Consider the following 17,945-nt stretch of genomic DNA (forward strand, 5'->3'; position numbering starts at 1 on the left):
TGCCCGCCCACCGTCGCGGGACCTTACGCGGCATGGATGCCGCGTAAGAGCCTACATGGACGTACTAGCAGCGTGTCCCGCGATGGTGGGCGGGCAAGGGCCCCGCAGCCAACTCGCAGCGTCGAGGGCGCGGTGCCCTCACCAGACAATTGGTCGGGGCTCATCTAAAAAGCTGTCTGTCGTGCGGCAAGCATCGGACGTGGTGTCGACGCTTCATGTCGAACGAGGTGCATCCAGCACCGCTCTTCCATGCACACCGACCAACTCGACAGGTCCTTGCCCGCCCACCGTCGCGGGACCTTACGCGGCATGGATGCCGCGTAAGAGCTTACAAGGACGTACTTGCGGCGTGTCCCGCGATGGTGGGCGGGCAAGGGCCCCTGCACCACGCCGCAGACCAAACGCCTTGCCTTGAAAAACGCCTTTCTTTAAGTAGCACAGCTTAAAGAACCAGCAGCACCCGCAGTCAGCGCGTCAAAACGAGGCGCAGCACGCCGGCTATCCAGGACCTGTCCACCGCTGCCGATGCAGCGACACCGATCAAGGCGCAGGCGGATACAGCGGCGCCAATACCTCCGGCTCCGCAGCCGTGGCGTGCCGCCAACGCGGCCCCTTGGCGAAGGCCTCACGCAATGCCGAACGTGCACTGCCCACGTCACCATCGCCGCCCCAGCGGGCGCGCTGCATCTGCGCCACCGCCGCGCGCTGCGCCGGGTCGCTCAATGCGGCCAGCACGCTGTCGATGTCGGCAACGCCGGCCATGCCACATAGCACCGCGGCCACATCGTCCATGCCGCCGGTGTCGAGCGCGCGTCGCAATTCGGCCACACCGTGGGTCACACGCCGGCCGGGCGCGGCTGCATCGCCGGCATTGAGCACCGGCACCCCGTGCGAACCGCCGCGACGCCGTGACAAGGCCCACACCAGGGTGGCAATCCACAGCAGCGCAAAGCCCATCGCCGCAGCGATCCAGCCCCACGGCCGTTGCGTGGCCGCCGGTTGCTGCAGACTCAGCGTGCTGGCCGCAGGCGTGGTCGCCGGGTTACCCGGTGACGGACTGGCTGCCGGCGCGGGTGCCGGCGCCGCAAACGCACCGGTACCAGCCGCTACATCCAGCGTCAGATCTGGCAGCGAGGCCGTCTTGGCCGCCGCCGCGCCCACATCCCACCATGCTACCTGCAAGCCGGGCACCATCAGCGGACCGGCGCGGTTGGGCACGATCGAATAGCGACGGGTCAGCCGCAGCTGCGGCGAGCCATCCACGAAGCGTTCTTCGTACTGCGCCGGCTCGGCAAACACCTGCGCGTCGGGCACGCTCGGGGTCGGCAAATCGGGGAACTGCGCCTGGGTGGCGCCGCGCGCGCTGGCCTCCACCACGATCTGCGCCGCTTCGCCGGCGGTGGCGCGCTGCGGCGTGGTCGTATACCGCAGCTGCAGGCTGCGCAACGGCAACCACGGCTGCGGCGCATTGGCCGGTTGTGCACGGACCTGCAGCGGGATGCTGGCGCTACGCGCGCTCAGCTCGCCATTGCCGCGACCGAAGTAATCGTCGAAGAAGCCCCCGACCGAACGACCGTTGAAGCGCGCCGACGGCAACACCAGGCGGCCGCTGCGCTCGGGCACCAGCAGGTAACGTCGTTCGACCACGTTGTATTGACGATTATTGAGCACCTTGACCGAACTGACGTCATCGCCGATGCGCTGCAGCGATGCACCATCGGGCGCTTCCAGATCCAGCTCGCCGGACGCCAGCTGCGTGGCGAAATAGAGCCGCACCACCACGCCCACACTTTGCTGCACATAGGGCTGCGGATCGTCCACCTGCGTCTGGACAAACGCATCCTCATTGCCTTGCGCCGCAGCTGCTGCGCCGGGCGCGCTGCTGCCGGCATCGCTTGCCGAAGCGCCCACCTGCAACCGCAACGGTTCGGTGCGCTCGTTACCGACGCGGATCGCCGGCACGATCAGCTCGCCGCTCTTGCGCGGCGTCAGCACCACACCGAACAGTGCGCGCACCGTCACCGACCCGTTGGTCACCTGCATCTGCTGGTTGGCGCTCTTGGCCCCCAGGGTGAACTCGTTGCGCAAGGGCGTGTAATCCGGATCGACACCGCGTTGATCGGTTTCGATGTTCAACATCACCACGTCGCCGGCATTGGCGCTGTCGCGGTCCAGCCACGCGCGCGTGACGGCGCCCACCGGTGCACAGGTGAGCAGCATCACGCCGGTCAACATGCCGATCGCCGCGCGGCGCAAATGGTGTGTGCCGATCATCGTCCGTCCCGTTGCCTGCGTTCGTGTTCCAGCCTGAATTTGGTGCGCAACAAACTGCCCGGATCATCCGGCACCCGCCGCAGCCAGGCATCCACCGCCTGGCGCTGTTCGCGTTGCTCCGGCGTCTCGTCCGCCGCCGCTGCGGCGGCCTGCTTGCCGTCCGCATCGGCGCTCTTGTCACCGGCCTGCGCCATCGCCTGCTGCATCTTTTGCCGCTGCGCGGCGTCGGCCTGCTGCTGCGCCTTGGAGTCGGCCGATTGTGGCGCTGCGTCCTGCTTGCTCTGCTCGCCCTGGCCGTTTTTGGACTGCTGGTTCTGCGAGGCTGCGTCCTGCGGCGTCTGCGCAGACGGCTGCTCCTTGCCATCCTGCTTGCCTTGCGAATCCTGCTTGCCTTGACCGTCCTGGCCAGGCGTCGAGTCGTCCTGCGCGTTCTTCCCGGACTGATTCTGGCCGGCGCTGTTCTTGTCAGCCTGCTTCTGGTCCTTGGACTGGCCCTTGCCGTCCTGGTCTTTCCCATCCTTGTTGTTCTGCTGCTGACGCTTGCGCGCCGCATCCACCGCCGCACGATTGGCGATGGCGTCGGGCTGATCTGGGTGTTGCTTGAGCGCGCGATCGTAAGCCGCAATCGCTTCGTCGTACTGGCCCTGCCTGGCCAGCGCATTGCCGAGGTTGTACAGCCCCTCATCGGTGGGCACATTTTCGAAGGCTTTTTGTGCCGCGGCGAAATCGCCCTTGCGATAGGCCTGCACGCCGGCATCCAGGCGTTGCTGCTGCACCTGGTCGGCGCGCTGCCACAAGGTGCCGTCGGCAGCATGTGCGGGCTGGGCCAGCGGCAACACGCACACCAGGGCCAGGACCGCCACAACCGCACGCCGCCGGAACGCCAGCAGTGTCAGCAGCATCACCGGCAGCAGCAGCCAGTAACCTTCATCCAGCCAGGTCTTGCCGCCAGTGGATTCGGCGGTTTCATCGGCCAGCGGCTGTTGCGCCGGATCGAGCACGCCCAGCGCACGCAGGTCCGCATCGTCGGTAGTGATACGCGCATAGCGACCACCGCCCTGCCCGGCAAGGTCGCGCAGGCTGCCCTCATCCAGCCGTGTCTGCGCAATCTCACCCGTGATGGTGCGATAGGCGGCGCCGCGCTCGCTCCCCACGCCGAGCGCAGACACGCTGAATCCACGCGAGCGCGCCAGCCGCGCAGAACTCGAGGCCGCACGGTCGGCACTGTCGCTGACCAGCAGGATCTCGCCTTGCTTGAAGCCGGCCTGCAGCAGCAACTGCGTGGCCGCATCGATCGCCGCATCGGCGCGCTTGCCGTCCACCGGCATCACCGATGGCGACAGCGCATCCAGGAACAACGCCACGTTGGCCGTGTCATCGGTCAACGGTGCAACGGTGAAGCTCTCGCCCGCATAGACCAGCAGTGCGACTTCGCCACCGGCCCGCTTGCGCAACAACGTGGCCAACTTGGCACGCGCCTGCAGCAGGCGTGAGGGCGGCAGATCGTTGGCAGTGATGCTGGACGACAGGTCCAGCGCCACCACCAACGGCATGCTGGAGTGATACACCGGCCGCTCGGTCTGCCGCCAGCTCGGCCCGGTCATCGCCAGCACCGCCAGCGTATAGGTCAGCGCAGCCAGCACGAATCCCAGCCATCCACGCCGGCTGCCGGACACCAGCAGGGTCGGCAGCAGGTGTGCATCCACACTTTGCCGCCAGACATCGGCATCGCGTCGACGCAGCTGCCACAGCACCGCCGCCGGCACGATCGCCAGCAGCGCCCAGAGCAGACGCGGGCGCAACAGATGCAGCGACTGCAGCCAGCCAGCCAGTTCGGTCAGCGCGTTCATCGCCATCTCCGCGGCAACACGTAGGCCAGCAGCGCGATCACGATCGCAGCGCCCAACGGCCAGTAGTAACGTTCCACACGCGGCTGCACCGACGGGCCGAGCGCCTTGACCGGTTCCAGCCGATCCAGCTCGGCATAGATGCCGGCCAGCTCTTCGGTATCGCGCGCACGGAAGAAGCGCCCACCGGTTTGCGCGGCGATCTTACGCAAGCCGTCTTCGTCGATATCGTCGTTGCCCGTGGCGGGAATCGGCACACCGAACAACGAATAGCCGCCATTGCCGCCAAAGGCAATCGTGTGCACCCGCACGCCCTGGGCCTTGGCAAGCTCGGCGGCCTTGAGCGGATTGAGCACGCCTGCGGTGTTGACACCATCGGTGAGCAACACCACCACGCGCTGGCCCTGCTTCTGCTCGCGCAGCCGTTTGACCGACAACGCGATCGCATCGCCGATCGCCGTTTCGCGCCCGGCCAATCCCACCACGCTGTCGGCCAGCTGGTCGCGCACGGAGGTCAGGTCGGCGGTCAACGGCGTCAACGCGTACGCCCGCTGACCAAATACCAGCAGACCGACCCGGTCGCCATCGCGACGATCCAGAAAGTCCGACAACACCGCCTTGGCGGCGGTCAGGCGGTCCACCACCTTGCCGCCGAGCACCATGTCCGGCTCGCTCATGCTGCCGGACAGATCCACCGCCAGCATCATCTGGCGTGCCTCGCGCGGCGGCTGGATCACATCGCCCAATTGTTGCGGGCGCGCCAGCGCAGCGCACAGGAAGAACCAGCCCAGCCACGCCAGCCAGCGCGGCACCCGCAGCACCGGTGCACTCTTAGCCTGCGCAACCGCCTGCAATTGGTCGGCGTAAGGCACGCGCAGTGCCGCCGTATCGGCGCGGCGCTGCGGCCAGAACCACATCAGCAACGGCAGCGGCATCAACCACCATGCCCACGGCCATGCGCAGTGCGCCAGCGCATCCTGCCATTGCGACCACTGCAGCCAGTTCATCGCCGGCCTCGCATCAAACCCAGAAAGCGCTGCCGTGCCAGTGCCTGCACCGTATCCAGATCGATCACCGTCGGCGTACGTTGAAAACCACCGTCCAGCAGCGCGCGACCCGGTCCCTGCGAAAAGGCCCGCGTCTTACTTTTGCGCCCATCCAGAAACTGCAGCCATGCCTCGCCCTGCAGGCGGTCTGCCTGCGCATCGACGCTGCGCGCTGCGCGACGCAGCAATATCGACAACGCTGCCAGGCGCTGTGCGGGAGTTGTTGCGCGCTGCAGTTCGGCATCGAATGCCGCCAGCCACAGACGCTGCCGCTGACGGCGGCGCCACCACCACCAGCCGACCGTGCCAAGCACCAGCACCAGCACCACCGCCGTAATCACCAGCCACCAGCCCGGCGCCAGCGGCCACCACGACGGTGACGGCGGCAGATGGACATCGCGCAGCGGCAGCGATTGCGGTGCCATCGTCACAGGCTCCGCGCGGCAGCGCCGCCGCCCAGCCAGGCATCGCTGGCATCGTCGGTGGACAGGCGATGCAGGCGCACGCCGCGTGCCTGCAAGACCGAGGTCAACTGCTCCAGCGGCGCCACGAATTCGGCCTGCCAACGCGCCCGTCCGGCCTGCGAGGACAGATCGATCGCAATACGCTCGCCGCGCACATCGAAGCTCAGTGCGCGGGCCGGTGGCGCCAGCTCCAGGGGGTCGACCAGCACGATCACCACCACCTCGTGATGCAGGGCCAGCCCCGACCAGCGCGTGGCAGAAATCCTGCTGGCGCTGCGCGCATCGGCCAGCACGGTCAGCCGCGCGCCCGGGCGCAGTAGCCGCGCGGCGTGGTCCAGTGCCACCTCCAGGCCCGCGTCGCCGGACGGCGGCTGCGCATACCAGCGCGCCAAGGCATCCAGTACCGGCAATACGCCGCGTTGCCCCGAGCGCGGCGCAATCGGCGCCTCGCTGGCAGTGCCGCGCAGGACGGCGATGCGGTCGCCCTGCCGCTGCGCCAGCCACGCCGCAACCGCACCGGCACGTGCGGCCTGCACCGATTTGTAGCGCACCCGCGTGCCGAAGAAGAGTGCCGGCGAGGTATCGGCCACAATCAGACTCAAGCGTTCGCGCTCGGCCTGAAACAATTTCGTATGCGCACGCCCGGTACGCGCAGTGACGCGCCAGTCGATATGCCGCGCATCGTCACCCGCCACGTACTCGCGCGACTCGGCGTATTCCATCCCGCGCCCGCGCGTTGCCGCGGGCACCGGCCCGACCAGTCCATGGCGGCCACGCCCTGGCTGCCCGCGATGGATCGTGGTGCCGCGCAGCGCGATCAACTCCGCCAGCGTCGGCCGCAGTCCATCGCCGGCGATCGACGACGGCGCGGTGACAGGGGAAGAAGACGGCATCGAAGACATCGGATTCTGGTCAGAGGACGGCATACCTCAGCGACACGCTACCCGATCAGGGCAGCGGAATCTTTTCCAGCAGGGCGGCGACCAGGCGTTCGCCATCCCAGCCTTCGGCAGTGGCCTCGTAGCTGGGCAGCACGCGATGACGCAGCACGTCCGGGGCGATTGCGCGGATATCGTCCGGGGTCACGTAGTCGCGCCCGGCCAGCCATGCACGCGCACGTGCGCAGCGCTCCAGCGCGATCGACCCACGCGGGCTCGCGCCCCAGGCGATCCGCCGCGCCAATGCCGGGTCGTAGCGCTGGGCATCGCGCGACGCGAGCACGATCTCGATCAGGTAGCGCTCCAGCTGCGGAGCCAGATGCACGTCCAGCACGACACGCCGCGCGGCAAAGACATCTTCCAGCGGGATCTTGTCGGGCACCGTTTCGTGCTTTTCCAGGGTATCGCGTGCGGCTTCACGTGCCAGACGCAGGATCTCGGCCTCGGCATCGGCCTGTGGATAGCCGATACGGACATGCATCAGGAAGCGATCCAGCTGCGCCTCGGGCAACGGGAAGGTGCCCTCCTGCTCGATCGGGTTCTGCGTTGCCATCACCAGGAACAGCTGCGGCAGCGCATAGGTGTGCCGCCCGACGGTAACCTGGCGCTCGCCCATCGCTTCCAGCAGCGCCGACTGCACCTTGGCCGGTGCTCGATTGATCTCGTCGGCCAGCAGGATGGGATGGAAGATCGGCCCGGGCATGAACTCGAACCGGCTATCCTGCGGCCGCCAGATCTCGGTGCCGGTCAGATCAGAAGGCAGCAGATCTGGGGTGAACTGCACCCGCGCAAAATCGGCTTCCAGCCGCGAGGCCAGCGCACGGATCGCGGTGGTCTTGGCCAGACCCGGTGCGCCCTCGACCAGCAAATGGCCATCGGCCAGCAAGGCGATCAGCAAGCGCTCGACCAGCGCAGACTGGCCCACGATGCGCTGCGTCAGCGACTCGCGCAGCAAGGTGAATTGACGATGCAACCGGTCCTCGGCGGGCGCGGCAGCGGCTTCGGGGGGCAAGAGCGGCGGTGCGTTCATAGGCCCAGTGTGACCGATTCGAGCGCGATTGGTTCACTGCAGGCCAGGAAGATGTTCAGTGAGTGACCAGGGTCATGCTGCCGGGCACACCGCAGATGGCCGGCTCCTGCGGCACTCCGCAAGCCTTCCATTTGGGGAGGGACGGGGTTTCTCCACCCATTTGATCCGGAGCACGCATGATAAAAGGAAGAAGGCCGCTTTCGCGGCCTCCCTTGTCTCCATCGTATCGAGCCCGTTTACCGCGCTGCGTTTGCAACCCGCAATACCTTGGGAGTTACGAAGACCAGTAGCTCGGCTTTCTCCTTGCTACGCCCGCGCTTCTTGAACAGATTGCCCAGGAACGGGATGTCTCCCAGGAACGGCACCTTCGAAACGCTTTCCCGATCAGTAAATTCGTACACGCCACCGATCACCACCGTTTCACCATCTGCCACCAGAACCGCCGTATTGACTTCACGACGATTGATTTCCGGCACGGTGCCGTACTGCGGCAAGGTAATGAAACGGGCGACTTCGTCCTTCTTGACGTTCATATTGAGGAAGACACGATTGTCGTTGGTAATGGTCGGCGTCACTTTCAGCTCGAGCAAGACCTCCTTGAACTGGACGTTAGCCTGTGACCCACCGCCTGCAACACCCGCGCCGCTGATTGTGACGTAACCGATCTCGCGGCCCTGCTTGATGACGCCTTCACGCTGATTGGCAGTCACGATGCGCGGATTGGAAACGACTTCGCCCCGGCCTTCTTCCTGCATCGCCGACAGCTCGATATCCAGGTTGAAGTTGGAACCAAGCAGGGTATAGGCGAGCCCAGCCGCACCACTGTTCGTAAAGCCGCCAGCTCCAAGATCGATATTCAGCCCCGACGGGAACAAGAAAGTTGGCAGCGTGCTACTCGTACCGTTGGGCGTAGCGGGCGTCCGGGAATTATTAAGCTCATTATTACGTTGATTTAATGTATTGCTGTAATTGACATTACTCTCGAGCGAGCCACTCAATATACCCCGACTAGTTGCTCCGGAGACACCAAAGCGCGCCCCCAAGTCACGGGCAAATGTATCGGTCGCGATCACGATGCGGCTTTCGATCAATACCTGATCCACGGGGCGATCGATATGCGAGATCAGCTCGCGCATCTGCGCGACCTTCTTCGGAATATCGCTGATCATCAACGTGTTGGTGCGCTCATCGGCAACCAGGCGACCGCGAGGCGACAGGAATCCGTTGTCCTGCTGGCCACCTTGCCCACCTTGACCACCGCCCTGACCGCCACCACCGCCACCAATCCCCTTGGCCTCCGTCAGCGCCTTGAAGATCACCGCTGCGTTGTGATAGTTGATCTGCACGTAATCGGTGATCAGATCCTCGCGATTCTCGATCGCGATGCGGGCGTCTTCCTTGTCCTGCTCGAACTTGGCCAGCTCCGGCTGCGGGGCGACCCACACCACGCCGCCGTCGCGGCGCTTGTCCAGGCCCTTGGCGCGCAGCACGATGTCCAGCGCCTGGTCCCACGGCACGTTCATCAGCCGCAGGGTGACATTGCCCTGCACGGTGTCGGAGGCGACGATGTTGAGGTTGGACTCCTCGGCGATCAGCTGCAGCACGGTGCGTACCGGCACGTCCTGGAAGTTGAACGTCACCGGGCGGCCGCTGTAACCGCGCGCGGCGATCTGCGCCGCTGCCTGGGTGACGGCTGCGGCGCTGACGCCACCGACCGCGGGCTGGCCCTTGCGCGGAGTGATTTCGACCACGTATTCGTTGCCGGTCTGGTAGGCCAGCGAATCGAACGCGCCTTTGGTCGACAGCACCAGCTGCGAACCTGAGCCGGACGGCTTGACCTCGACACGTTGCACCGGCGTTGCGAAGTCGGTGACGTTGAGCGGGCGCTGCAGTTCGGCGGGCAACCGCGCGTTGCTGATGTCGACCAGCACGTTGTCGCCCTGCGTACGCAGGTCCGGGCTGGCGCCCTGGCCGTCGAACTGCAGGATCAGACGACCCGTGCCATCCTCGCCCCGTTTGAAATCGATCTTGGACACCGCCAGGCTCGCCGGAGCGGTCTTGGCCGGATCCTGCGCGGGCTGCTTCAGTGCCGCCGCCGCGACCGCGCCACCACTCGCCAGCGCCAGCGCGAACCCCAACGCGCAGGCCCGAAGTGCCACGTGGCGTCGAACCGGACGCAGCCGCTGGGCATTGGAAAACGTCATCGTGCTATCCCCTATCACTTTATTGATCATCCAGCGCGAGCGCGGCCGGCCGTTCAAGCCATCCACCCGCACCGTCCGGCACAAGTTCAATCAGCTCGATGCGGTCTTCGTAGACCCCGGTGACCCGGCCATCGCTCTGTCCCAGATACACACCCGGCCGTACCCGGTAGGTCACCTTGTCCGGTGCCATGACCAGGGCGACCAGGCCCGCGCCGCCACCAATGGTCCCCACCATGTCGAGGGCGTCGAGCGGATAGGCTTCCAGCGGCTCCTTGCGCCGGTTCGGATCCGGACGCGTGCCATTGCCGCCTTCGGCACTGACCCAGGCATCGCTGAACGGGTCGCGCATCGACTGGGCCGCATATTCGAACGTCTCGAACTGCTGCATCACCGGCAATGGCTCCAACGGCGGCGCCGGACGTGCGCGCACCTCGGCAACCCAGGCTTCCAGATTCGGCGCATCGCCCGGGGTGCTGGTCACACCGCGCGTACACGCCGGCAATACAGCCATTAGCGCCACGCAGGACAGGATCTTGAGCAGTCTCATGGTCATTGGCCGCCCTTCTTCGCAGCGTCGGCCGCCGCCTTCTCCTGCTCGGCCATTTCCTCATCGTCCAGATAACGATAGGTCTTGACCGTGCCGGACAGTTCCAGCGCCCCGCGCGGCGTGATGCCGGCCTTGGGATCCTTCGGCTTGAGGTTGATGTCGTGCATGGTCAGGATCACCACGCGCGGCAGCGACGCCACGCCGCTGACGAAGGCACCGAACTGGTGGTAACTGCCCACCATGCGCAAGGCGATCGGCTTTTCGGCGTAGAACTCCTTCGGCGACTCCGGGCCCGGCTGGAACAACTCGTTGGACAGGCCGCTGGACAACGCGGTCTGCGAGATGTCGATGATCAGATCCGGCATTTCGGTCTTGCTGGGCAGCTGGCGCAGCATCTGCTGCAGCACCTGCTCCATCTGCGCGAGCTGCTGCTTGAGCGGCTCCAGATTCACCGCACGGCCCTGCTGGGTCTCGAACTCGGTGCGCAGCTGCGTTTCGGTGCCTTCCAGGCTTTCGAGTTCATCGCGCTTGCCGCTGATCAGCAGGAACCAGGCCAGCACCATGATGAACAGGCCGACCACCACGCAGAACACGATGCGTGCCTGCTGCGGCCAGCCGCCGATGTTGTTGAAATCCAGATCGCTGAGCTTGAATGCTTTCTTACTCATGACGCCGCCCCCTCCTGCGGCCGATTGGCTGGCACCGGCGCTGGCTGCACAGGCGCAGCGGCCGGCGGCGTGGCAGGTGCAGGCGCTGCAGGTGTCGCCGCGGGCGCGCCCGCAGGTGCGGTCACGGCCGGCGTTGCGCCCGGCGCTTGCGCGTCGACCGGTGCGGTGCCGTTCTTGTCAGCCTCGTTCGGATTGGCCAGCTTGACCTTGAGCGTGAATACGTATGGCAGCGCCGTGGTGTCCGCCGCAGATGCGGCAGGCTGCCCGGTCTTGTCCTGGCTCTTGGCCTCGATGATCGACAGGTCCGGATTGGTCATCCAGCCCGAGCCTTCCAGGTTGCGCATGTAGGCACTGACGCGCGCATTGGACTGCGAGCGACCTTCCAGGGTGAGGATGTCGCCGTCCTGCTTGATGTTGGTCAAGGCCACGCCATCGGGAATGGTGCGCACCAGCGAGTCGAACAGGTGCACCATCTGCGAGCGATTGGCCTGCAGTTCCTCGATCACCTTCTTGCGGGCGAGCAGACGGTCCTTCTTCTTGTCGAGCTCCTTGATCTCTTCGTTCTGCGCCTTAACCTTGTCGATTTCGGTGGTCAGGAACGCATTGCGCTCGGTCTGGCCGCTGATCTGCGCGTCGTAGTAGAACCAGATCAGTGCAGACAGCAGCACTCCGCCCAGCGCGGCGAAGCCCAGCATCGAATAGAACTCGCGCTCGCGCGCCTTCCGGCGCTCGGCGCGCCAGGGCAATAGATTGATTCTTGCCATCAGTCAAAGCTCCTCAGGGCCAGGCCGGTGGCAATCATCAATGCAGGTGCATCCAGCGCCAGCGCATGGGCCTGGACCTTTGGGCCCAGCGTCATCTGCGCAAGCGGGTTGGCGACCACGGTGGTCACGCCGAGCTGCTCTTCCACCATTTCCGGCAGGCGCGACAGCGCCGCGCAACCACCGGCCAGCACGATGCAGTCGACGCGATTGAATTCGCTGCCTGCGTAGAAGAACTGCAGCAAACGGCTGATCTGCTGCACCGTCGCCTCCTTGAACGGCTCCAGCACTTCGACCTCGTAGCTTTCCGGCAAACCGCCCTGACGCTTGGCCAGACCGGCTTCTTCGTAGGTCAGCCCGTACCGGCGCATCACCTCGTCGGTGAGCTGCTTGCCGCCGAAGACCTGCTCGCGGCTATACAGGCTGCGACCGGCGCGCAGCACGCTCAACGTGGTCATGGTCGCGCCGATGTCCACCAGCGCCACCACCGCATCGGCAGCCACCGGCAGCTCGCTGGCGACCAGGGCAAAGGCGTTCTCGACCGCGAAGGCCTCCACGTCCATGACCTTGGCGGTCAGGCCACCCAGTTCCAGCGCAGACTGGCGCAGTTCCACGTTCTCCGAACGCGAGGCCGCCAGCAGCACCTGGACCATGTCCGGGCTGTTGGGCATCGGGCCGAGCACCTCGAAGTCGAGATTCACTTCCTCGATCGGGTACGGGATGTAATTGGTGGCTTCCAGTTCGACCTGCGCTTCCAGATCGCTGTCATCCAGATCGGCCGGCATCGGGATCAGCTTGGTGATCACCGCCGACCCGGCCACCGCGGCTGCTGCATTCTTGGCCTTGCTGCCGGAACGGTTGATGGCGCGGCGGATGGCCTCGCCCACCGCCTCGACTTCGACGATGTTCTTTTCCACGACCGCATTCGGCGGCAACGGCTCTACGGCGTAATGTTCCACGCGGAAACGATTCCCGCTGCGCGACAGCTGCAGGAGCTTGACCGCAGTGGAACTGATATCGACACCAATAAGTGGCGACTGACTCTTGGGTAGAAGCCCCACGGAAACTCCCCTGCCGATGGGCACTTGGACGCAGTCTGCGCCCTCGTATTAATAATCAAATTTTAACAGTAGACAAGCCCTTCACGCGCGAGGCAATGGCCCCGCGACCGTGACCCCAGTGCTGTCTGCTGCGATCCCCAGAGTTCGGCCCCAGCCAAACCCGGCGTCATCTATACTCTGTGACCAAGAAATCTGCAATCGGAATCTCTCTCAACATGCCCCGTATTCGTCGTTGGCTGGGCTGGATCCTGGCCGCGTTCGTGGTGCTCGCCCTGCTTGGCGCTATTGCTGCCGGCGGCCTGTATTACGCCGTTTCCTCCAAGCTGCCGGACGTGCAGTCGCTCAAGCAGGTCGAACTGCAGGAGCCGATGTATGTCTACTCCAGCGATGGCCGCCTGATGGCCGTCTATGGCGAGACCCGGCGCTATCCCATCCAGATGAAGGACGTGCCGCTGCGCCTGAAGCAGGCCTTCCTGGCCACCGAGGATGCGCGCTTCTACGAGCACGGCGGCGTGGATTACAAGGGCATCGCCCGCGCGGTGTGGCTGCTGGCCAGCACCGACGCCAAGCGGGTGCCGGGTGGTTCGACCATCACCCAGCAGGTGGCGCGGCAATTCTTCCTCAGTTCCGAGTACAGCTACACCCGCAAGCTGGCCGAGATCCTGCTGGCACGCAAGATCGAAAGTGAGCTGAGCAAGGACGAGATTTTCGAGCTGTATCTCAACAAGAGTTTCTTCGGCAACCGCGCCTACGGCGTGGGTGCTGCGGCCGAGTACTACTACGGCAAGAAGATGAGCGAACTGAGCCTGGACGAGATGGCCTCGCTGGCCGGCATCCCCAAGTTCCCGTCCAGCGGCAACCCGATCAGCAATCCGGAGCGTGCCCAGGAACGTCGCGATTACTACGTGCTGCAACGCATGGCCGACCTGGGCTTTGTCAGCCAGGCCGAAGCCGATGCGGCCAAGGCGGTGCCGATGCACGCCAAGCCGCATGAGCCGCCGGTCGAGGTCTACGCCCCGTATGTGGCCGAGCTGGTGCGCCAGGAAATGATCGCCAAGTACGGCGGCGATGTGCTCAACAAGGGTTACCACGTCACCACCACCATCGATGCCACGCTGCAGACCGGCGCCGATGCAGCGGTTGCCGATGGCCTGCGCCTGTACGACCACCGGCATGGCTGGCATGGCGTGGAGCAGCATTTCGATGTCCCCGCCGACGCGGATGCAGCGGCCCTGGCCAAGCATCTGTCCGGCGTGTTCACCCAGGGCGGCCTGCGCGCGGTGATCGTGGCGCGCACCAATGCCGACGGCGGCGTGACCGTCGTGCAGAGTGACAAGACCGAGCTGACCCTGCCGGCCAGCGCCAGCCGCTGGACCAACAAGACCCCGGCCAAGTTGCTGACGCGCGGCGACCTGACCCGCATCCGCGCCGGCGAAAAAGACGGCGAATGGATCATCGACCAATTGCCGCGCGGCCAGGCCGCGCTGGTGTCGCTGGATGCCAACAGCGGCGCGCTGCGCGCGCTGGTCGGCGGTTTCAGCTTCGCCGGCAACAAGTTCAACCGTGCCACCCAGGCACGCCGCCAGCCGGGCTCCAGCTTCAAGCCGTTCGTCTATGCGGCTGCGTTCGAAAAGGGCTTCAACCCCGCCTCGATCGTGCTCGATGCCCCGGTGGTGTTCCGCGACCGCCGCGGCAAGACCTGGTCGCCGCAGAACGACGGCGGCGGTTTCCGCGGCCCGATGCGGCTGCGCGAGGCGTTGGTGCAATCGCGCAACCTGGTGTCGGTACGCCTGCTGGACGCGATCAGCGTCGATTTCGCACGTAAATACATCAGCCAGTTCGGCTTCCAGGAGGCCGAGCTGCCGCCCAACCTGTCGATGTCACTGGGTACCGCGTCGCTGACGCCATTGTCGGTCGCGCGTGGCTATGCGGTGTTCGCCAACGGCGGCTCGCGCGTGGACACCTGGATCGTGGACGAGGTCAAGGACCGCGACGGCAATGTCGTCTTCAAGGAAGTGCCGGCGGTGGCCTGCCGTACCTGCGCGTTGCAGGGCGGCAATGTCGCACCGGTGAGCCAGGTGGTGGACGGTTTCAACTTCGGCGCCCCTGCGCTGCCCAAGTCGATCGAGCCGACCACGGCCACGCCGGCGGAGGCCGCCCCGGCAGCCACTGCCGAAACCAAGATCGCACCGCGCGCCATCGACGAACGTACTGCCTACCAGCTGGTGTCGATGATGCGCGACGTGGTCCAGCGCGGCACCGGTACCGCGGCCAAGGTGCTGGGGCGCGAGGACGTCGGCGGCAAGACCGGCTCGACCAACGATCACCGTGATGCCTGGTTCTCAGGCTTCGGCGGTCCCTATGCCACCACGGTGTGGGTGGGCCGCGACGACTTCCGCTCGCTCGGCTATCGCGAATACGGCGGCAAGGCTGCATTGCCGATCTGGATCGAGTACATGCGCGTGGCCCTGAAGGACAAGCCGATCGCCGCCAACGACCCGCCCGACGGCATGACCCAGGCCACCATCAATGGCGCGGTGGAATGGGTGAAGAACGAGGACCTGGATCGCCTGCAGGATTACGACTACGGCCTGCAGGAGCAGCAGGACGAGAAGGCGTTCGATATTTTCTGAGTGCCGGGATTCGGGATTCGGGAATGGGGAATCGGAACGGCGCAGGCCGGCCGATTCCCCGGGCTCGGCACGTAGCGGCAGCGATGGTGCAACGCATGCCAGCGCGTGCTTGCGGTCATCGAGCACGGTCCATCGGGCCTGCGCCCTGTGACCTTCGCCACACCGTCATGCCGCTGTTGTAGAGTCGAACCAGGTTCATGAGGGGAGCCCGGTCATGCATCACGCGCGCGAACACGCCGATACGCGAACCCGAGAACGGCGCCACCGCCTGGCGCACGAAGCAGCCCGGTTGATGGCCGAAGGCGGCATCCGCGATTTTCATCAGGCCAAGCTCAAGGCGGCCAGCCGGCTGGGCATCCACGACGACGCATCGCTGCCGCGCAATCGCGAGATCGAAGACGCCCTGCGCGAGCACCAACGCCTGTTCGCCGGACCGGAGCACGGGCTGCGCTTGCGCCAGCGCCGCGAAGCGGCCTTGCGCGCGCTGGAGTTTCTCGGCCCGTTCCAGCCGCGCCTGGCCGGCCCGGTGCTCGATGGCACGGCCGACGCCAATGCGCCGGTGCAGTTGCAGCTGCACAGCGACGATGCCGATGCCGTGCAGCGGTTTCTGGAAGAACACCGCATTCCTGCCGAATTGCGGACGCGCCGGCTGCGCCTGGACCGCGAGCGGACTGGCGAGTTTCCGGTCTGGTTGTTCAGTGCCGAGGAACTGACCTTCGACCTGACGGTGCTGCCGTACGACGCCCTGCGCCAGGCGCCATTGTCGCAGCTGGACGAAAAGCCGATGCAGCGCGCCTCGGCCGCCCAGCTGCGTCAGCTGTTGGCAGAAGACGACGGTGGCCACGCCCCGCAACACGCGCGCTGATCGCCATACGCCATTACGCGCGACCGTGGGCATGACGCCCGCCCAGTAAAAAGCAAACGCCCCGCAATGCGGGGCGTTCGTTCAAGCAGACAACCGCAAGCGTTTAGCGCTTGGCGCTGTCGGTGTAATCGCGCTTGTCGTAGCCGGTGTAGATCTGGCGCGGACGGCCGATCTTCATTTCCGGGTCGACCTGCTGCTCCAGCCAATGCGACACCCAGCCGGCGGTGCGTGCAATGGCGAACATCACGGTGAACATCTCCACCGGAATATTCAGCGCCTTGTAGATCAGGCCGGAATAGAAGTCGACGTTCGGGTACAGCTTGCGCTGCACGAAATAGTCGTCCTTCAGCGCGGCTTCTTCCAGCTTCAACGCCACTTCCAGCAGCGGATCGTTGACGCCCAGCTCGCCCAGCACCTTGTGGGTCATCTCGCGGATGATCTTGGCGCGCGGGTCGAAGTTCTTGTAGACGCGGTGACCGAAGCCCATCAGACGGAACGAGGAATTCTTGTCCTTGGCCTTGGCCACGGCGGACTCGACGTTGTCGGCGGTGCCGATCTCTTCCAGCATCTTCAGCACGGCTTCGTTGGCGCCGCCGTGTGCCGGGCCCCACAGCGCGGTGATGCCCGCTGCGACCGAGGCGTACGGATTGGCACCGGTCGAACCAACCAGGCGCACGGTCGAGGTCGAGGCGTTCTGCTCGTGATCGGCATGCAGGATGAACAGCAGATCCAGCGCCTTGGCCACCACCGGATTGATCTCCAGCGGCTCGCTCGGCACTTCGAACATCATGTGCAGGAAGCGGTCGACGTAGTTGAGGTTGTTGCGCGGGTAGCGGATCGGCCAGCCGATCGAATAGCGGTACGCGGCAGCAGCCAGGGTCGGCACCTTGGCGATCAGACGGATGGCGGCCTGACGGCGCTGCTCCGGATCGTTGAGGTCCAGGGTGTCGTGATAGAACGCCGACAACGAGGCGACCGAACCGGCCAGCATGGCCATCGGATGGGCGTCATGGCGGAAACCACCGAGGAAGTTCTTCAGCGACTCGTGCATCATCGTGTGATGCGTCACTTCGTGGTCGAACTTCTTGAACTCGTCCGCGGTCGGCAGCTCGCCGTTCATCAGCAGGTACGAGACTTCGAGGAAGCTGGACTTCTCGGCCAACTGTTCGATCGGGTAGCCGCGATACAGCAACACGCCGTTGTCGCCATCGATGTAGGTGATGGCCGACTTGCAGCTGGCGGTGGCGGTGAAGCCCGAGTCGTAGGTGAACAGACCGGTTTCTTTGGTCAGCTTTGAGATATCGACGCAATCATTGCCAAGCGTGGGCTTGAGAACCGGCAGAACGACCGACTTGTCGCCGGCGTTGAGCGTGACCTGATCAAGATCGGACACTGTGTACGCTCCTTCAGTGGAAGGCGCCTGTCACCGGATGGGCAGGCACGTGATGGAAGTCCAGGGCATCGCCCCGGATCACGTCATTATCGCACAGCAGCATTTTGGCCGTCGCTTGGACAGAAGTCGTAGACGCCCCTCCCGAAGGCGTGAAAACGAAGTTGCCAAGGCCCCAAAAAACAACGGCCGCGCAATGCGCGGCCGCTGCCGGTAC

Annotated in this window: 15 protein-coding genes; 2 read left to right on the plus strand and 13 right to left on the minus strand. The window is 65.4% G+C overall.

Going from position 1 to position 17,945, the window contains the following annotated elements; translation table 11 throughout:
- Nucleotides 1-540: 540 nt before the first annotated feature.
- From H7A87_RS15430 to H7A87_RS15480, 11 genes are all read right to left on the minus strand, one after another.
- Nucleotides 541-2,274: a BatD family protein gene (locus tag H7A87_RS15430; protein ID WP_119127499.1), complete on the minus strand. Its 1,734-nt coding sequence runs from the start codon at nucleotides 2,272-2,274 to the stop codon at nucleotides 541-543.
- A complete protein-coding gene (locus H7A87_RS15435) occupies nucleotides 2,271-4,124 on the minus strand; it encodes a tetratricopeptide repeat protein (protein ID WP_180496741.1) in 1,854 nt (617 codons plus the stop codon). The genes H7A87_RS15430 and H7A87_RS15435 overlap by 4 nt, the downstream gene beginning before the upstream one ends.
- Nucleotides 4,121-5,128, minus strand: a complete 1,008-nt coding sequence (locus H7A87_RS15440) for a VWA domain-containing protein (RefSeq protein WP_119127495.1) — start codon at nucleotides 5,126-5,128, stop codon at nucleotides 4,121-4,123. The genes H7A87_RS15435 and H7A87_RS15440 overlap by 4 nt, the downstream gene beginning before the upstream one ends.
- Nucleotides 5,125-5,592, minus strand: a complete 468-nt coding sequence (locus tag H7A87_RS15445; RefSeq protein WP_119127493.1) for a DUF4381 domain-containing protein — start codon at nucleotides 5,590-5,592, stop codon at nucleotides 5,125-5,127. Before H7A87_RS15445 ends, H7A87_RS15440 begins: the two co-directional genes overlap by 4 nt.
- 2 nt (nucleotides 5,593-5,594) lie before the next feature.
- Complete coding sequence (locus H7A87_RS15450) at nucleotides 5,595-6,557, minus strand: DUF58 domain-containing protein (RefSeq protein WP_180496743.1); 963 nt, start codon at nucleotides 6,555-6,557, stop codon at nucleotides 5,595-5,597.
- Between the two features lie 22 nt (nucleotides 6,558-6,579).
- A complete protein-coding gene (locus tag H7A87_RS15455; RefSeq protein WP_104584784.1) occupies nucleotides 6,580-7,599 on the minus strand; it encodes a MoxR family ATPase in 1,020 nt (339 codons plus the stop codon).
- A gap of 236 nt (nucleotides 7,600-7,835) precedes the next feature.
- A complete protein-coding gene (locus tag H7A87_RS15460) occupies nucleotides 7,836-9,803 on the minus strand; it encodes a type IV pilus secretin PilQ family protein (protein ID WP_119127489.1) in 1,968 nt (655 codons plus the stop codon).
- 19 nt (nucleotides 9,804-9,822) lie between these two features.
- Nucleotides 9,823-10,356, minus strand: coding sequence for a pilus assembly protein PilP (locus tag H7A87_RS15465; protein WP_104584778.1), 534 nt, complete (start codon nucleotides 10,354-10,356; stop codon nucleotides 9,823-9,825).
- Nucleotides 10,353-11,018, minus strand: a complete 666-nt coding sequence (locus H7A87_RS15470; protein ID WP_104584775.1) for a type 4a pilus biogenesis protein PilO — start codon at nucleotides 11,016-11,018, stop codon at nucleotides 10,353-10,355. Before H7A87_RS15470 ends, H7A87_RS15465 begins: the two co-directional genes overlap by 4 nt.
- On the minus strand, nucleotides 11,015-11,782 hold the full coding sequence (locus tag H7A87_RS15475; RefSeq protein WP_119127487.1) for a PilN domain-containing protein: 768 nt from the start codon (nucleotides 11,780-11,782) through the stop codon (nucleotides 11,015-11,017). The genes H7A87_RS15470 and H7A87_RS15475 overlap by 4 nt, the downstream gene beginning before the upstream one ends.
- Nucleotides 11,782-12,840: a pilus assembly protein PilM gene (locus tag H7A87_RS15480; RefSeq protein WP_104584767.1), complete on the minus strand. Its 1,059-nt coding sequence runs from the start codon at nucleotides 12,838-12,840 to the stop codon at nucleotides 11,782-11,784. Before H7A87_RS15480 ends, H7A87_RS15475 begins: the two co-directional genes overlap by 1 nt.
- 215 nt (nucleotides 12,841-13,055) lie before the next feature.
- Here H7A87_RS15480 and H7A87_RS15485 point away from each other — a divergent pair, with 215 nt between their 5' ends.
- Nucleotides 13,056-15,473 (plus strand): penicillin-binding protein 1A, encoded by a 2,418-nt coding sequence (locus tag H7A87_RS15485; RefSeq protein WP_119127485.1) that lies wholly within the window; start codon nucleotides 13,056-13,058, stop codon nucleotides 15,471-15,473.
- A 115-nt stretch (nucleotides 15,474-15,588) separates the two neighbouring features.
- Here the strand turns inward: H7A87_RS15485 and H7A87_RS20865 are convergent, their stop codons facing one another.
- On the minus strand, nucleotides 15,589-15,795 hold the full coding sequence (locus tag H7A87_RS20865) for a hypothetical protein (protein ID WP_232087860.1): 207 nt from the start codon (nucleotides 15,793-15,795) through the stop codon (nucleotides 15,589-15,591).
- Between H7A87_RS20865 and H7A87_RS15490 the strand changes: the two genes are divergently transcribed.
- Complete coding sequence (locus tag H7A87_RS15490) at nucleotides 15,766-16,338, plus strand: hypothetical protein (protein ID WP_232087861.1); 573 nt, start codon at nucleotides 15,766-15,768, stop codon at nucleotides 16,336-16,338. The two genes, H7A87_RS20865 and H7A87_RS15490, sit on opposite strands and share 30 nt — an antisense overlap.
- A gap of 103 nt (nucleotides 16,339-16,441) precedes the next feature.
- On the opposite strand, the gene H7A87_RS15495 is transcribed toward H7A87_RS15490, so the two are convergent.
- The gene (locus H7A87_RS15495; RefSeq protein WP_039409911.1) at nucleotides 16,442-17,731 is read right to left on the minus strand and encodes a citrate synthase; all 1,290 of its coding nucleotides are present in this window, start codon (nucleotides 17,729-17,731) and stop codon (nucleotides 16,442-16,444) included.
- Between the last annotated feature and the right edge of the window lie 214 nt (nucleotides 17,732-17,945).

It is taken from the genome of Xanthomonas sp. CPBF 426 (genome assembly GCF_903989465.1).
Lineage (GTDB): Bacteria > Pseudomonadota > Gammaproteobacteria > Xanthomonadales > Xanthomonadaceae > Xanthomonas > Xanthomonas euroxanthea.

Excerpts from the sequence above, each read along its gene's own strand:
- H7A87_RS15485 (WP_119127485.1), top strand. The coding sequence starts at position 13,056 with ATGCCCCGTATTCGTCGTTGGCTGGGCTGGATCCTGGCCGCGTTCGTG.
- H7A87_RS15470 (WP_104584775.1), bottom strand. The coding sequence starts at position 11,018 with ATGAGTAAGAAAGCATTCAAGCTCAGCGATCTGGATTTCAACAACATC.
- H7A87_RS15445 (WP_119127493.1), bottom strand. The coding sequence starts at position 5,592 with ATGGCACCGCAATCGCTGCCGCTGCGCGATGTCCATCTGCCGCCGTCA.
- H7A87_RS15450 (WP_180496743.1), bottom strand. The coding sequence starts at position 6,557 with ATGCCGTCCTCTGACCAGAATCCGATGTCTTCGATGCCGTCTTCTTCC.
- H7A87_RS20865 (WP_232087860.1), bottom strand. The coding sequence starts at position 15,795 with ATGAAAATCGCGGATGCCGCCTTCGGCCATCAACCGGGCTGCTTCGTG.
- H7A87_RS15435 (WP_180496741.1), bottom strand. The coding sequence starts at position 4,124 with ATGAACGCGCTGACCGAACTGGCTGGCTGGCTGCAGTCGCTGCATCTG.
- H7A87_RS15490 (WP_232087861.1), top strand. The coding sequence starts at position 15,766 with ATGGCCGAAGGCGGCATCCGCGATTTTCATCAGGCCAAGCTCAAGGCG.
- H7A87_RS15460 (WP_119127489.1), bottom strand. The coding sequence starts at position 9,803 with ATGACGTTTTCCAATGCCCAGCGGCTGCGTCCGGTTCGACGCCACGTG.
- H7A87_RS15475 (WP_119127487.1), bottom strand. The coding sequence starts at position 11,782 with ATGGCAAGAATCAATCTATTGCCCTGGCGCGCCGAGCGCCGGAAGGCG.
- H7A87_RS15440 (WP_119127495.1), bottom strand. The coding sequence starts at position 5,128 with ATGAACTGGCTGCAGTGGTCGCAATGGCAGGATGCGCTGGCGCACTGC.
- H7A87_RS15455 (WP_104584784.1), bottom strand. The coding sequence starts at position 7,599 with ATGAACGCACCGCCGCTCTTGCCCCCCGAAGCCGCTGCCGCGCCCGCC.
- H7A87_RS15430 (WP_119127499.1), bottom strand. The coding sequence starts at position 2,274 with ATGATCGGCACACACCATTTGCGCCGCGCGGCGATCGGCATGTTGACC.
- H7A87_RS15465 (WP_104584778.1), bottom strand. The coding sequence starts at position 10,356 with ATGACCATGAGACTGCTCAAGATCCTGTCCTGCGTGGCGCTAATGGCT.